The organism is Flavobacterium lacustre (assembly GCF_027474525.2).
GTDB lineage: Bacteria > Bacteroidota > Bacteroidia > Flavobacteriales > Flavobacteriaceae > Flavobacterium > Flavobacterium lacustre.
In genome coordinates this window covers 1312358-1328499 of the sequence record NZ_CP114882.2, presented here as the reverse complement: position 1 = coordinate 1328499, position 16142 = coordinate 1312358, and the positions used below count along the sequence as shown (strand labels likewise).

Below are 16142 nucleotides of genomic sequence, written 5' to 3'. Positions count from 1 at the left end.
AAAAAGGATCTTGTATTTGGGAAGTTTAGGCAAATCCGAAGATAAGGCTTAATTTAACCCCAAACCTCTTGTAGCAAGGGAACGTTGGGTGCAATATTAAGAGACCGCATAACCGACAAATTTGCGACTAAAATTTGTAACTTTGCATAGACAATAAAACGAATAAATGGACATAGAAAAATATAACGGACTAATTCAATCAGCCATACAGTATTTCTGGGAAACAAGAAACAAACAGAAAACAGAACAAGGTGACAGAGAAGTAAACGATACAGGCAATAGAAGTGCTGTAACTGGTGGCAAACAATTGAATGGTTTTATCGAATTACTATACAAGGTTGCATTTGACATTGGAATACCTGAAACTTGCATATATACCAAAGGAAACCAATTACCAGGTTATTTTAGACCGACAAAAGATTGGGATATGCTTATCATAACTCCAACAAAAAAACTTATTGCAGTTATTGAACTTAAATCTCAAGTTGGTTCGTTTGGTAACAACTTTAATAACCGAACAGAAGAAGCATTAGGAAGTGCAATTGACTTATGGACTGCTTTTCGTGAAAAAGCATATCCAAATCAATCTGCACCTTGGTTAGGCTATTTGATGATTGTTGAGAAATCTCAAAAATCAACTTCACCAGTTCGAATTTCTGAACCTTATTTTAAGGTATTTGAAGAATTTCATAATACATCTTACATTGACAGGTATCGATTATTTTGTCAAAAATTGATGCTTGAAAGACACTATTCTCAATGCTGTTTATTATGGTCAAAGGATAACTTTGAATATGGTAATGTTGAAGAAAGTATTTCAATAGAAGCATTTCTACACTCTTTCATAGGGCAATTAGCTGGACAACTTCACGAGTTTAACCAATAATGACTATGGAAAGAAGAAACGGGAGAAATCACGGAGAAATTTTTACAAATAAAAATGTCGTTCAATTTATTTTGGACGAAGTAGGTTATTTATCGCAGATTGATTTAAGGAATATAACAATTTTAGAACCTGCTTCAGGTAAAGGAGCATTTGCTACCGAAATAATCAACCGTTTATTCAAATCATCTTCTACATATAATTTTTCATTTATAGATTGTCTTGTCCGTAATTTGACATTTGTAGAGTTAGACAAAAAAGCCTTTTCAAATTTATGCAATGATATTGATGAATTGATTTTTCAATTAACTAATCAAAAAAATAATGTGAGTTCTAAAATTTGTGTAAACACAAATTTTTTAACTCACGATTTTAATTTAAAATACGATTGTGTAGTTGGAAATCCTCCATACATACGTCACGAAATAATACCCGAATTTGAGAAAGAAATTTACAGACAAAAATTCAACACATTTAAATACAGGGCAGATTTATACATACCATTCTATGAAAATTCACTTCGGTTATTAAAGCCAAATGGGTTACTGTCTTTTATTTGCTCAAACAGATGGTTATACAATCAATATGGTAAAATTTTAAGAGAACAGATTTCAACTAATTACAATCTCAAAAAGATTTTAAATATTGAAAAATCATCCCCATTTGATGAAACAGTTACGGCATATCCTTGTATTACAACCATTCAAAACAATACAAAATCCGAAAAGGTTCTTTTCTGTGAAGACAATTCAAAAACAATTGATTTTAGTAATATTCAATTTACACAAGTAGAAAATCCAAAAACTTATTCTTGGCAAAACTTATTCTTGCATTATAATATAAATGATATTGCATTAGTTGGAGTTGAAGAACAAGGTTTTGAAATAGGTATTGGTGTTGCAACTGGTGCCGACAAAATATTTATAAAGAAAGGGAAAGAGCTTAACGGAATAGAAAAGAGTAGAATATTGCCATTAGTTAAATCATCAGATTTAAAAAATAACACATTCAGTTGGAATGAAAATTATTTAATAAATCCATATGACAAAGATGGGCTTTGTGATTTGGAATTATACCCTCATTTACAAACTTATTTTAATGACAACAAAGACACTTTACTAAAAAGACACACCGCAAAAAAAACACCTAATAAATGGTATAAAACTATTGACAGAATAAAACCTGAATTACTTGCAAAACCAAAACTCTTGTTGCCTGATTTGACAGGAAACAAATTCCTATTTATAGATGAAGGAAATTATTATCCTCACCACAACATCTATTACATAACAGCAGAAAACATTTCATCCCTAAAAATATTGGGAAGTATTTTAATGTCCGACTTTATCAAATACCAAATGTCACAAATCGGAATTAGAATGAATGGTGGACTTCCAAGATTTCAATCGCAGGTATTAAAACAACTAAAAATACCTAACATCAGACAGTTAAGTCCAAGTGACAAAGCCGAATTAATAACGGCATACGACAACCAAAATTTAGACAACACAAATCGGATAATAAAGAAATACTGCACCCAACATGGGTTTGGCAAAAGTGGGGCTTTAGTGCTAGGCTGAACTTTTGTACTTTCTATTAGCATTTGTACTAAATTTGAACTTTAGTGCTTTCTACACCCCACCTTCGCCAAGCCCAAAAACGTTAGTAGGGATGCCAAAAAACGAATATGAAGAAATTTTCAATTTACGAACCAAATCCGCTTTATCCAAGTCGTACTTTGATATTGTACTCTATTATTATAGTTCTATTCGCTTCTGCAATAATTACTCAGAAAATATACGGCACACATGAAAATATTATTTTTCAAACTTTAATCTATTTAGCTGGTGGAGTATTTATATTTGGATTACTGATTTCATTTTTTGGAATGGGAAAAACTAAACCTCTATATGGCAAAATCATAGGTTACATAAATTTCACAAAAGAAGAAATAACTATTGGACAAAAAGTAATTGAAATTACTAAAATCAAAAAAATAGAATTTGAAGGCGTCGATTGGTTAGGTTTATACGAAGGTTATCAGACATTCTCGTTTGAAAACAAATTATCGAACGGAACTAAAAACTGGATTATAATTAACACTGAAAGTTCAGTCATAAAAGTTAGATTTCAAAAAAATGAAGGCTGCGAACTATCAGAATTAAAGGAAGAGTTTATGGAATATTATAAACTAGGAAAAATTAGTTATTTACAGTTAATCGATAATCTTTGTATAAACTCAACAGAAGAACAAAAAGAATTGAAATCTAGAAAATTGTAACGGCACCACTACTAACAGCCGTTTGGCTAGATTGGGGTTTTAGGCTGAATTTAAAGATGGTTTTGTGTCAGCAAAATTTGTGTTTAACCGAAAAATCCCGCATCTTTATTCCCCAACCTCGCCAAGCGCCAGAACGTTGGCAGTAATTATGAGAAAACCCTACTTAAATATAATATTTTTTTTATTCTGGACAGGATTTACTCTTGCCCAAGATAATATGCAAATTGTTGATTACAATAATCTATTAAAATACAAAGTCGATGAAAATAGATTTGAATTTGGTTGGCTGAAAAATGTTTTTAGTGGTATTCCTTGTTTTAGAGATTACACAAAAAACGATGCAGAAATGCAACTCATTGATTCGAAAAGTGATTCAATAATTTATAAATCAACTAAACCCGAAAGAAACGGATTAGAAATAATAACCAAAGAAATATTTTTAGATAAAAAAACACGAAAATTTCAAATTACAGGACAAATAACTGGAGGTTGGGAAAGTGTAATACCAATGGAATTTGAAATATATATTGGACATAGAAATGATACCATATCAAATATAACTTTATCACCAAACTTACATGGCGATGTTTATTATAATGGGAAAAAAGTTGATACAACAATTGTAGTAGATGTTGTTCCTGCATTTTACTTGAGTGATATTAAAAAATTTGAGGCTTATCGAGGAGAAAAAAACCTGATTAATTCTAAATACAAAGAAATGCTTTTTAACATTGAAGCAATAATTGACGAGAAAAGTGTCTTGGTTTTTGGATTGTCATCTAGATATGCTGAAATATTTGAAATTGGTAAATTATTAAAATAACTACTGCCAACAGGCGTTTGGCAAGATTGCGAATTTTGTAGTAAATTCACGTTTAAATTTCGCAAGAAATTTTATCTTTGATAGAAAATAATCGGTTCCGAAGTTCGCAACCTCGCCAAGCGCCGGAACGTTATGTGCCATTGGCGTAACGCGTAAAAGATACTTAAATCAAAAAAAATATGGAAATCGAAAAAAAGCATTTATTTAAAAAAGCATTTACTTTTGCTTTTTTTTTCTCAATAATTGGAGCGTTTTTAAAAATTAATCACACAGAAAACTCATCTGTTTTTCTAATTATTGCAATAATTTCAACTTTAATCTACATTATTATTGGGATTTACGAAGTGAATAATTCAACAAGAATAAAAAGTAATGAAAAAGTAATGTGGACAATCGGATTTATAAGCTTTAGTTTTTTTGTTGGAACATATTATTTTATCAGCGGAAGAAAAAACATCGTTTAGAAAAAATAATAAAACTTTGAAATTGAAGCAATTGATAATAAATAAAAAACCGAACGGCTAACCGCTACTACAACGGATTTGGGTAATTGGCTTAATGGAAAGTTGACATTTTAATATATCCCCAACCCAAACTAAAAAAAACAGCGCAGTACTTTGCAGTACTGCGCTGTTTGTATTTTATGTTAATGGTTCTAATTCTTTATGATTTTTAGGTTTTGGGTACCGAAAGTGTTTTCTACTCTCAGGAAATACATCCCAGTTTTGAACGCACTCATGTCTATATTATGAGAGGCCGGAACGGTATCCTGAACAAGGGTACGTCCTAGAATATCGGTAACACTAATCTTGTTTTGGGCGTCTAATAATTCTATGTGTAATACATTCTGCACCGGGTTTGGGAAGAAGAATTGTTTGGGTTTTGTTTGGGTGTCAATCCCCAATGAACAACTATTTCCTACTACATATGAAAAATATTTTGTCACGGATAATCCGCCGGCATACGCAAATTTACAGGCGTAGCTAATGGTAGTCCCTGAGATTTGACTGTTGATGGTTTTGGTAAATTCTTTGCCGGAAACATTTGTCATTTGGGTTTCAGTAAATGGCGATTGTTTCCAGAGGTAAGCGACCACTCCGTCTTTGGCATCAAGCAATTCAAAATTAATTTTAACATCGGTTCCCGTGGTTACAAACGCGTATTTGTACCCTACAGCAAAGGAACCTTGTGACGCATCGCTGGCCGTTCCGGCGCATTCGGTATTGGTGTTTGCCGATGTAGTGGCGGTGCGTGTAATTGGATTATTGGCGTAAGCGTTATTGGCCAAATCAGTTGCTGAAATGGTAAATGTGTAGCTTGTACTTGGCGCCAAAGCGGTAATGATAAGCGATTTTTGCACTCCGGAAGCGGTTGATGTTGACGTTGTATTTGCACCATAGCCCACATTGTAGACTACTGTTCCGGAATTATCGGTTGCATTCAACAGTAACTCTACCGAAGAGGCGGTCACAGCACCAATAGTGGCCGTGAAATTAACAGGCGCCTGGGTATCATTGGTCGTTCCGCTGCAATTGGTTCCCACTACATATTTCATGTATTTTGTTACTGATAATCCGCCGGCATAGGCAAACTTACAGGCGTAACTTAGTGTGGTTCCGGGAGTTTGTCCGTTGAGTTTTGCGGTGAATATGCGTCCTGATACGTTTGTCATGGCGGTTTCACCAAAAGGGGTTTCTTTCCATAGATAAGCAATCACGCCAGATTTCTCATCGAGCATTTCAAAAGTGATATTGACCTCGGTGCCTACGGTTTCGAAAGTCGCTTTATAACCCACAGAAAACGAACCTTGTGTTGCTGTAGTTGACGTTTCGGTACACGACATTAAGGGCGCAATAGTCACATTTACCGTTTGGGATGTGCTTTGAGCGCCACCATCATCTGTGGCTTTTGCCGTCAAGGCATAGGTTGCTGCCGAAGGATTCCATGTTGCCGTATAGGGTTCGGTCGTATCTGAACTGATTAAGGTTGTGTTTTCATAGAAATCCACTTTTTGAATCGTTCCGTCAAAATCACTAGCGTTTGCCGTAATGGTAATTGGTTTTCCCTCTGTAAATGTTGCTCCATCCGCCGGTGTAATCAGGGAAACTGTTGGAGATGCATTGGCTGTACTGGTTACTAGTACTAATAATTCGGCTTCATCTGTGCGCAAATCAGTATTGGTAACGGTCAATTTTAAGCTGTAGGTTCCTTCCACTAATCCGCTAATCACAGGTTGCGCGCTCGCTGCATCAGAAAACAGCACCTTAGTAGGTCCGTAATTTTGTGTCCACTGATAGGTCAATGTTTTCCCTGCTGATTCGGTACTTGCTGAACCGTCTAATGTTGCTGTTGTTGTAGGCAGAAGCACTTTTAATTTGCTGCCTGAAACGGCGGTTGGGTAACTATTGCTTATGTCTCCTGTGCGGGAAAATGTCATTTTGCCAAAATTAAATTCACCACTTGAAAAGGCGATTCGCAGGATGTGTTCTCCTGGTGTAAGCTGGATATTAGGTACTGTTTTGGTCGCCCAAACATCCCAAGAAGTGGTAGAAGTAGATGGCACTGTTATGGCTGACGAAATACTTTTTCCGTCTAGTTCTAACTGAAACGGTCCGCCACCTGCTGCGTTTCCGGAGGCATATCTAAAAGCAAAGGAATAGGTTCCCGCCTGTGTTACATTCACGGTATATTCTAACCATTCGCTCTTAGCGATAAAGCCCACTATAGCGCCTTCGGTTGCATTACTGGTTGCATCAACGGATTCGTCCATTCTGAAATCACCGGAATTGCTCGCAGTTACATCGAGATAGGCAATATTTTGTCCTTTTCCGCCTTCAAAAATATCATATTTTCCTGCTTCGATGGTTCCCGGAATAGCCGAAGGAGTTCCGCCGTATGGCATTTGGTTTCCAACTTGTACTTCGACACTATTGGTGGTATTGAATGCTTCGCCTTCGTATACTTTGGCATAAAAAGAATGCATTCCTAAGGTTAGATTTGCAGCATTCCATGTAAAAGGTGCTGTTGTATCGCTTCCCAGAACAACGGTTCCGTCCATGAATTCTACTTTGGTTGGTGTCCCATCTGAAGCCACAACATCAAGATTCACACTGCCATTGACATACGCCTGCTGGAAAGAAGCGGTTAAAACTCCTTTTATTTTGATGTCTTTGCTGGTAACCATTTTGTGTGCAGGAACTTCTAATTGATAGCCTGTAGAAAAAGTTACGGTCAGCGGCGTATCCGAATAATTGTGGGCCACATAGGTCGTTATTCCATTTTGTGTAAACGCCGCGGCTATTGGATTGTCTGCCGTAATAGTAGCATCTACTCGTCCTAACGCATTCATGGCGTGTAACCAATGATAGGTTTGGGCATCCGAAACACCGAATTTTAATTCTCGGTTTGGATTTGAATTGTACATTTCAATCGCTTTTGCAGGATCGATAAACGCGAGGTATTCCCACATGATATCGTGCCATAAATTTGGATTTACCTGATTGCTGGTAATTCCGGTATTGGCTTTTATTTCGTTCCAAAGTTTAGTAACATAAGCCGTATCCTGTCCTAAATAAAAAGATCCCCCGTGAATAGGATACATTTCAATTCCGTAAGAAGCTGCAATATCACTGGTCCAGAAAGTACCGTTATCGATGCTGTTTCCCCAAACACGAGAAACTAAACTGTATTGTTGATTCACCGGAAAATTACGGTCTTTGGTGTCTAACCAATATTCATCAATCGCGGTTTGCTCTGTGGTGTAGAGGTAAATTCCTAAATCCCGAATGGCTTTATTACCGGTCACTTCCCCCCAATGAATCAATGAAGAGTTGAACTGCATGCTCTCTGAAGTTGATTCCTGATCGTTCCCCTGTGGAAAAGTAGCGAAACCATTTGCCCAACAATGTCCTGCATACGGACTGAAGTTTCGCAGGTACGGAAACAAGGTATCGTTTCTATCGGTTGTAGCGGCATCGCGCACCAGTAAATTAATCATATCACCCCATTGGGCAGCCCATCCCGGTTGGTATTGTTCTAAAAAAGAAGCGGCATGTATGAAATATCCCCAATGAAAATGGTGGTCGTTTATATTGCTGTCTTGTCCGTGTCCGGCAGGATATCCCAATAAAGCAGACCAAGTGGTGTTGTAGTAAAACAAGAATGCCACTTCTCCGCTATCGGCTTTCAACCAGTCTTCGAGTCGTTCCTTGATGGTCGCCAGCATTTTATCACGGGCAACTGTATTCCCCATTTCATCGGCAATTCGGGCAGTTTGAATCAGACGGTTCATCACTTGACCTTCGTTATACGAATCCGTCCAAGTTTCTAAAGCATCATTTTCGATAGCCGTAATTTTTTCTTTTAAAGCTGTAGGTGTAAATCCGGTGCTGTAATTATCGACATAAGGCAATGTAGGCAGAATTCCGTGAAATTTATTTTCGACACTGAAACTGTTTCCCGCCAATGTCTTCATTTCACCCCGAACAGTCGCATAATTGTATTTGTCCGGTGCTGGAGAATTTGTTGCCAGATTAGCCCATTGGTGCGGTAATAATCCTAGTAACATATTGGTTTCGGTTCCTTCTTTTACATCGGTTGTTACATTGAAATCGGTTATCACCACCGCTGTGTTTTCATTATACGTAAAGCTTGACGTTGTAGTCGTTGGAAAAACGTAAGCATATTTCTTGTATTCATTGGCAACCGTAGTTACGTTTGGCGCCGTAAGCGGAAGAAATGCCATCGACCAATAATTTTTTCCGTTTAATGTTGATGTATAAACTCCTCCGTTTTGTGTCCAAGTACTTCCCACTGGGGCGTAAACTGCAAAGTCTGCTCCGTTTTTAGCATTTGTAATTATCAACAGTTCGTTGTCTATTGTGACTGTACCCGAAGTTACCGTTACTTGTGCTTCGTCGGTCGTTTTTTTGGTAAAATATAAAAAGGGCATTGCGATTCCTGCGGTTGCCTGAAAATTATGTGTTCCGTCATTCCAATCCATCGTTACGGTCCAATCCGAATAATCTGAAACCGTAGTTTTGGAGGCATTCATTCCTTTCACGCTCATGGTCACGGGCAGCATGTCATCAATAACACCACTTGGAATGTAACTCACCACCAATCCGTTTGTGGCCGTTTTTAAAGTATAAGGATAGGTAAAAAGGTTACTGGCTTGGGTTTCTTTGACTAATTTTGACCACCAATCATTGGTAGGAATAGGTTTTCCGACTGCTGCTCCACTCAAATTAGGAGAACCGGAAGGGAATCCATTTCGTCCTGCGCTGTCTGTCCCCGGAAATGTTTTGGTATATCCGCCACTCCCCACCGAAACAAACTGTGCATTAGTGCTAACGGCAAATAAAACGGTTATTAAAAATAATATGACTGTAAGCTTGCTGTTTCTGCTTCTTGGTTTTTTCATGTAACTATTGATCATATAAATATTAGATTTGGTTGGAATCAAATTTAATATTTTAGCTTGGTACGCTTTTAATTGAAAATCATACAAAAACTATACGCCTTCATTATTCGTTCAACAGTTCCTTATAAAATTGCTTTTGTGGAGTAAAAAACAGGAAGGTAAATTGGTTTTTTATCCTTATTAAATGCATTTGTTGTGGTAATGTAGGGGCAACTACTACGATTTCGTTTCGTTTTAACCGTAGTAATAATCAAAATGGCTGTTTTTTAACGAATGGAATGCAGCGTATGCCATAAATAATTATGTAGAGATGTAGTGAGATTGTTTGGGGTCTCGGTTTAGCCTCTTGTATTTTGAAGGATTTAAAAACAAAAAACCTCGAAAATCATTGTGTTTTCGAGGTTTTAAAGTGTACATCAGCAGAGAGGAAGGGATTTGTAACTGCTCCGCACCCTCTTATTTTTATTGACTTCTTATATTGCTCTCAATCAAAGTGCCCCGAATTGTACCCCTATCAGTTTAATTCGTTTTATACCCTTTTGATATAGCTAAGATACAAAATTCTACTTTGATTTGAAAGACTTAATTAAAGATAATCGTACTATTTATTGAACTGGTTACTTGTAGTTATACCGGATTAGGCTAATCGTTGATTGATTTTGCTATCCTACAATGCATCTCAAAATATGCTCCATTTGAAGACCTGAATACTTGCAGAACTCCTCAATTGAAATCAATTGATGGGGTTCTTTGTTAAGATCCTTTTTGATTTTATTTAAATACAATCTTCCTTGTCGATATGTCTTTCCTGTGATGTTTTGTACATCTTTTGGATACACACATGCTCTGACTTGTTTTTGTTTCATTTTATGCTTTTTAATACACTATCCATAGCTTTGGTATACTGTTGCTATATAGTTGCTATTGGAATCTATGCTGCTCTAAATTACAATAATAACAAAGTTATTCAAAGCGGGTTGTACTATTATTGACTAAAATAGCCCTTTTAGTACCTCTTTGTACCTAGACGTTTTGATATCAGGACCTAAACTTGAAAATTTGCCTCAGAATCAATCTAAAGCTGTTGCAACACGAAGGTGATTTAGAGTATTTATTAATCTAAATTTTTAGGAATTATGGCAAGACAGAAAGGCATAATTAAATTGAAAGGTACTATCGGAGATATTACTTTTTACAAAACGAAAGACGGCCATTTGGCCAGAGAAAAGGGCGGCATTGATGCGAGCCGAATTGCTAGCGATCCCGCGTTTCAAAGAACCCGTGAAAACGGTTCTGAATTTGGCCGAGCCGGTAAGGCTGGGAAAACGTTGCGAACCGCGCTCCGAACTTTGCTTTTGAATTCTGCAGACAGCAGAATGGTGAGCCGTTTAACCCAGGCTATGGTTAAAGTGATCCAAGCTGATATGACCAACGAAAGAGGATTGCGTAATGTAATTGATGGGGAAGCAGAATTGCTTGCCGGTTTTGAGTTCAACATTGGCGGTAAGCTTGGAACCACATTGTTTGCCCCTTTTGAGGTGGCAATCGATCGTGTTTTAGGAACTATTACTGTTGACCTTGTTGAGTTCATTCCAGCGAATATGATTGCAGCACCATCAGGAACCACGCATTTCAAAATCATTTCAGCAGGAACGGAAATTGATTTTGAAGCTGAAACTTTTGTAGTTTCAAGTTCCGAAACGGATATTCTTCCATGGGATTCCAATCCAACTGTGGCAATAAGTCATAGTAATCCCGTAACACCAAACAGTGTTAGTCCCTTGTTTTTGGCTCTTGGAGTTGAATTTTACCAAGAAGTAAATGGCAGAATGTATCCGTTGAAAAACGGCTCTTACAATCCATTGTCATTGGTTCAGGTGAGCGGATTGTAATATGGTCCTGGTCTTGAACAGAATGTATTTTCCCGAGGGAACGCAAGGGATATTAGAATGGAACGGCAACCTAGTTTGTTATACCATCGAATTGCCCTGGTTGGATAACCAAAGGCGTATTTCCTGTGTTCCCGAAGGCGAATATATTTTGCAAAAGCGGTTTAGTCCAAAGTTTCAATGGCACTTGCATCTACAAGATATTCCAGGACGCGATTTAATATTAATCCATCCTGCCAATGATGCCAAAAAAGAACTTTTGGGCTGTATTGCTCCAGTAACCCAACACACCTGTATAGGAAAAGGCAGTTGTTCCCGAAAAGCATTAACCAAATTGAAAACACTAGTTTATGCTGCAATAGAACGCCATGAAGAAGTAAAAATAAGAATCCAATCTAAATCCTCCGACTCCCATCAGGAAGACAAGGTTTAAACAACTAGTTACATTATGAATATCGTTCAAAGAATACAAGCACCCACCCCAAAGTTTTTTCGGGTTTTGAGAAGTATCGGATTGGCTTTGTTGGCCATCAGTGGTAGTTTGATTGCTGCTCCAGTGGCTTTACCGGTGGCCGTGGTTAGTGTTGCGGGTTATGCTGCAGTAGCCGGAGGAGTCATTTCGGCCATTAGCCAAATAACGGTAGATGATGAGGCCAACCGAGAACAGGCAATTGTGAATCGGATGGAAAAAGACAATCAAAATTTACCGCGTGATGGAATCAAATAACACGATCCAATTTGGAACCGCCTCCGGAACTTTATTGAGTATTGTACCCAATATTGTTTCTGAAGATATTGTAAAAACCATTATCTTAGCAGTCGTTGGAGCGATCATCAGTTTTAGTGTTTCACTCCTTTTAAAATGGTTGACAAAATCGAAACATAAATAGTCCGGTTATGATTGGTAACCTTTTCCGGATTAATTAAAGAAGCCTGGTTCGTTTGAATCAGGCTTTTTTTGTTCAATACATTTGAATAATAATCTTCCCTAACATTTCATTTTTTGCAATACCGACTCAAAATCACTTTTCTCATTTCATTGATCAAAAATATATTTTTTTGGAATTGATTTTCTTGCCGTTCCAGTAACCTCAACGCCTGGACTTGTTTAAGATGCTCTTCATGTTCCTGCAGCATCCATTTTACTTTTGAATTAAACTCTTTTTTGAATTCGTGAATCCGTAAAAATGGAATCACGGACCCAATTAGCGATTGGTGCCAGAAGTTGGCTTTCCAAAGGCTATACGCCAGCCAGTACACCGTTTCGGTATCTTCTTCGTTTTGAAACAGGATTACAAAACTGTTAGTAAAAGGCTCTTTTTGAGGCTTTCCGCTGTTTAATCCTTTGTTTAGGATGTAGATGCTATTCCCTTTATAAACAGCGTCTTTTCGGTGGGTTTTAATGATAAAATCGGGCATGGCTTCGGCTTTAAATTAGGTGCCTCGCTTTGCTCGGCACCGCATAATTTTTAAAAGAAAAAAAGAAAAAAAAGAAAGTCGCCTCTACAGTGGAGGTTTTAAAAAATCAAGTTTTTTTGAAAAAATACTACCCGGCTTATCATCGAAAAGGTGTTGATAATCGGAGATTGGTTAAAAAAAAGAACTTGAAATGAATACAGGTTAAAGGGTGGAGATTTTTTCAAAAACCCGGAGGGCTTGAACTTGCATTTTTTAAAAACCGGAACTTAACTTTACTTTCTTTTTATTTATTTTTTTTCGGAGCAGGGAGCTGTTTGGTAATCTTTTTCAGGGGATTTTCTGGATTACTGGAGGCAATAAACACCCCCAAGCACCACAAGGAATGGAGCTAAAATGTAGCGTTAGCGGAATTATAGCGGAATGAATGAGGAGCGCCGTGGCGGGGTTGCGGCAATCGAACAGCCACCGCAGGACGGGAACGGAGCGAAGTTTACGAAGAGGAGTGTAGTACTGCGAGCGTGAAACGGCGGGTTAAAAAATGAAACTTAGCCTTTGGCGTTCCTTGATTTAGGGCAAAGTGCTAACGGAGCCAAACCCGATGGCTGTGCGAGTTAGCAACCGCTGAAAAAACAAGGGGCGGCAGACCTAATACTGCTGGAATGTAGAGAAAGGAAAGAGAGCGCTTTCAGCGGAATGCAATGGAGCGTTAAGCAAACGAATGACTGTACCGAAATGAAGCGGTATTATGGATGCACTAGCCCCGACGAACGCAGGGTAGAGAACGTGTGAAGATGAGGAACGAGGTAGCGCAAAAAAACAGTTGCTTATTTTCAAGCTGCTGTTTTTTTTGTGGCTGCATCGTGTCTGCGGAACGGAGGGAGGAGGCTTTTTTGCCGACGACTGACTGGAGCTGCCGAACGGAACAAAGAGAACGACCGAAGTGAGACCGCTTGATTGCCCGTGTTGCTAGTAACGAGAATATTGTTTAGAATATAGTGTTATTTTTTATTTTGCTGTAAAAATGTAATGGAAGTAATAAAGCTTGTTAATGAAATATTTAGCCAAAATTGCCAATTGGTTTTATCGAAAAAAGTGATTATTAATGCAATAATTGTAAATGTGATTAACGCTATAAAGGCCGTTAGATATTTTTTATTATTTTTGATTTTATTGATTCGCTCCATCCTATTCTTTTTTCGAAAAACTCCAACACCACATTTTGTAATATTACTATTAGTTTTGTCATAGACAGCCCAACCAATAGAATCTGTTCCTAAATCAAGTCCTAAAATTTGTTTCATTTGTATTTTATATTTAAAGATTGTTATTAACGAAATGAAGAGGTACATTTATAAGTAAATGAAATAGGACTAGATTTCATATGTCATTTTCGGCTTGTACCTTTTTATGTCTAGCTTGATATTAAATGATTTTGAATTTATGTAATTTTCATGCGAGACGCCAGTTAAAATTAAGAAATTAATTCAATGGTTTTTTTCCAATAGAAAAGCGCTTCTCCTTTTGCAACAAACTTTAATTTTTTGTTTAGAAAGTTATAATCAGGATGTTGAATTAATGTTAGATGTTCTGAATTTTTATCGTTAAAGCGGATGATCTTACTTTTTGATTTAGATAAAACATTTGCTGCAAGAAAAGCGGCTTTTGCACTTGCTAATTGTGCATCCTCTATCCTAAACGCTCCACTGTAAACAAAATGATTGAATTGATTGATACCTCTTATTAATTCTGCATAATTATTTTTATCCTTTTCATTAAGCTGATTTTCTCTCTTTGCTATTAATAAACTGGTTTCAATAATGTCGTTCAAAATAGTTTCGATTGAATTAATTTTTTGTTTTTTTCTATATTCTATTTCTTTCAGCGCTATTGCCATAAAGGAAGTTTCAAACACTTCAAAATCATCTATGTAATCAAATAAACATCCTATATCAAAGAGTTGTTTGATAATCTCTTTTTCTTTGTCTTTACCGTACAAAATACCTGTTGTGTTGGGTGCATAAGCCGTTAATTTATCTCCAGCTATGGCATTAATATCAGGAACTAAAACGGTTATTTCTTCGTTTATGTGTAGGAGCCAATCTGTTTTTATTGGAACTTCAATTAATTTCGGATAATGATTTTCTGAAAACAAAATATCCAAAAGTATCTCTCTTTCCGGATTGTTTACTTTTTCATTTTCTTTTGATAATGTAGGTACAGCCGATTTGTATTTGAAGCTATAATGTGCTTTTGGAATACCTTCATTGTAACTTCGTTTTTCATCTAAAGTACAACTCAAAAAGGTTTCCTCTTTTAGAATTATTGAAAGATACTTTTCGATTTCCTCTTTTGTTATTCCTGGATTTACAATGATATCTATATCAACTGAAAAACGACTTGGATTTTCTAAAAGCAATATTAAACTCGTTCCCCCTTTGAAAATAAAATCAAGTTTCGATAATTTAAGCTGTTCGAGCAAATACAAAGCATAAATCATACTTTCCATTATGCTTGGGTCTTTTTTTGAAACCAACATTCTTTTTTGTTCGATCCAATCCTTTGAGAGTGATTTTTTATCTATCATTTAGTAAACGTGTTTTTAATATCTGTTTTGGTTTCTAAAAACTCCATTAGTTCCTTTTTTTTATTTCTTCTGGAGGCATAACTTAACATTTTAGAAAAATCTAAAATGTATTTTATGTGTGCTTTATTAAAAATGTGAACTAATTCGGTTCCTTGATAGGTGCTGAATAGATTTTTATTGGAATAAATATCGACCAAAAGTTTTTCTAAAGTTGTCGTTGTTGTTTTTGAAATCAACTGTGTAGGCGATTTTGTAACTAATGATTGCACAATTATTGCATTTTCTAAAGGCGCTATATAATGCTGTATTTCTTTTTCACTTGGTAGAAAGAAAAGATTCTTATGTCCCTCATTTTTTAAGAAATTAAAAACTAATTCTATTGCTTCATTCTCCACTTCAATGATTATTAATGCTTTATTTGGAATGTGCAGCATCAATTCATTTACTATATTCGTGTTCCAAATACAGCCTTTTAGCATTGGAAACTGTCTGGAAATAGCATTAAATATTTTTTCTTCTTTTGCAGAAATAGCAGGATAAAATTCCGATTTACTCGAAAGCGTATATACACTTCTTGCTACAGTATTGATTACTTTTAACTGTTTTAAATTGTATATTCTCCAACGGAAAGTAGTTTCTTTTAACTCTTTATCGAATTGCAAATAAAAGGTGTACAATTCCCCTCTCGAGAACGTTTCATAGTCCTTGAAAAATAAGTTTAGTTCTTTTATTTTAAATGATTTGTCCAATACTTTTATTTTAGAGATATGCAAATGTAATTAAAAACTAATACTAGACAAAATATTTAGTTTAGTGTCTAATGTTTGATAACTAATTTTAG

General features: G+C 36.3%; 15 protein-coding genes. 9 read left to right on the top strand and 6 right to left on the bottom strand.

The genetic code is table 11. The features are described from left to right. The first annotated feature begins 166 nt into the window (after positions 1-166). The 5 genes from O6P34_RS05875 to O6P34_RS05855 all read left to right on the top strand — a co-directional run bounded on the left by O6P34_RS05875 (position 167) and on the right by O6P34_RS05855 (position 4451). Positions 167-886 carry a PaeR7I family type II restriction endonuclease gene (locus O6P34_RS05875; protein WP_269686397.1) on the top strand — a complete coding sequence of 240 codons (720 nt, stop codon included), beginning with the start codon at positions 167-169 and terminating at the stop codon, positions 884-886. 5 nt (positions 887-891) lie between these two features. Then, positions 892-2463 carry an Eco57I restriction-modification methylase domain-containing protein gene (locus O6P34_RS05870; protein ID WP_269686396.1) on the top strand — a complete coding sequence of 524 codons (1572 nt, stop codon included), beginning with the start codon at positions 892-894 and terminating at the stop codon, positions 2461-2463. A gap of 107 nt (positions 2464-2570) precedes the next feature. After that, entirely contained in the window at positions 2571-3164 is a 594-nt protein-coding gene (locus O6P34_RS05865; protein WP_269686395.1) for a hypothetical protein, read from the top strand. Positions 3165-3312: 148 nt separating this feature from the next. Further along, positions 3313-3987, top strand: coding sequence for a hypothetical protein (locus O6P34_RS05860; protein WP_236364599.1), 675 nt, complete (start codon positions 3313-3315; stop codon positions 3985-3987). A gap of 179 nt (positions 3988-4166) precedes the next feature. Then, positions 4167-4451 carry a hypothetical protein gene (locus O6P34_RS05855; RefSeq protein WP_269686393.1) on the top strand — a complete coding sequence of 95 codons (285 nt, stop codon included), beginning with the start codon at positions 4167-4169 and terminating at the stop codon, positions 4449-4451. Positions 4452-4642: 191 nt separating this feature from the next. On the opposite strand, the gene O6P34_RS05850 is transcribed toward O6P34_RS05855, so the two are convergent. Both O6P34_RS05850 and O6P34_RS05845 read right to left on the bottom strand, forming a co-directional pair. Beyond that, entirely contained in the window at positions 4643-9451 is a 4809-nt protein-coding gene (locus tag O6P34_RS05850) for a glycosyl hydrolase (protein ID WP_269686392.1), read from the bottom strand. 620 nt (positions 9452-10071) lie between these two features. After that, on the bottom strand, positions 10072-10275 hold the full coding sequence (locus O6P34_RS05845) for a hypothetical protein (protein WP_269686391.1): 204 nt from the start codon (positions 10273-10275) through the stop codon (positions 10072-10074). A gap of 270 nt (positions 10276-10545) precedes the next feature. Here O6P34_RS05845 and O6P34_RS05840 point away from each other — a divergent pair, with 270 nt between their 5' ends. The 4 genes from O6P34_RS05840 to O6P34_RS05825 are packed head-to-tail and all read left to right on the top strand — an operon-like array spanning position 10546 to position 12188. Continuing rightward, positions 10546-11301 carry a hypothetical protein gene (locus tag O6P34_RS05840; RefSeq protein WP_269686390.1) on the top strand — a complete coding sequence of 252 codons (756 nt, stop codon included), beginning with the start codon at positions 10546-10548 and terminating at the stop codon, positions 11299-11301. 1 nt (position 11302) lies between these two features. After that, entirely contained in the window at positions 11303-11731 is a 429-nt protein-coding gene (locus O6P34_RS05835; RefSeq protein ID WP_269686389.1) for a DUF5675 family protein, read from the top strand. A 15-nt stretch (positions 11732-11746) separates the two neighbouring features. Then, positions 11747-12025 (top strand): hypothetical protein, encoded by a 279-nt coding sequence (locus O6P34_RS05830; protein WP_269686388.1) that lies wholly within the window; start codon positions 11747-11749, stop codon positions 12023-12025. Continuing rightward, positions 12012-12188, top strand: a complete 177-nt coding sequence (locus O6P34_RS05825) for a hypothetical protein (RefSeq protein WP_269686387.1) — start codon at positions 12012-12014, stop codon at positions 12186-12188. Before O6P34_RS05830 ends, O6P34_RS05825 begins: the two co-directional genes overlap by 14 nt. A gap of 106 nt (positions 12189-12294) precedes the next feature. On the opposite strand, the gene O6P34_RS05820 is transcribed toward O6P34_RS05825, so the two are convergent. From O6P34_RS05820 to O6P34_RS05805, 4 genes are all read right to left on the bottom strand, one after another. Then, on the bottom strand, positions 12295-12717 hold the full coding sequence (locus O6P34_RS05820; RefSeq protein ID WP_269686386.1) for a DUF6943 family protein: 423 nt from the start codon (positions 12715-12717) through the stop codon (positions 12295-12297). 998 nt (positions 12718-13715) lie between these two features. Next, a complete protein-coding gene (locus O6P34_RS05815) occupies positions 13716-14018 on the bottom strand; it encodes a hypothetical protein (RefSeq protein ID WP_269686385.1) in 303 nt (100 codons plus the stop codon). 170 nt (positions 14019-14188) lie between these two features. Further along, positions 14189-15301 carry a nucleotidyl transferase AbiEii/AbiGii toxin family protein gene (locus O6P34_RS05810; RefSeq protein WP_269686384.1) on the bottom strand — a complete coding sequence of 371 codons (1113 nt, stop codon included), beginning with the start codon at positions 15299-15301 and terminating at the stop codon, positions 14189-14191. Next, positions 15298-16050 carry a DUF6577 family protein gene (locus O6P34_RS05805; RefSeq protein WP_269686383.1) on the bottom strand — a complete coding sequence of 251 codons (753 nt, stop codon included), beginning with the start codon at positions 16048-16050 and terminating at the stop codon, positions 15298-15300. The genes O6P34_RS05810 and O6P34_RS05805 overlap by 4 nt, the downstream gene beginning before the upstream one ends. Positions 16051-16142: the final 92 nt, after the last annotated feature.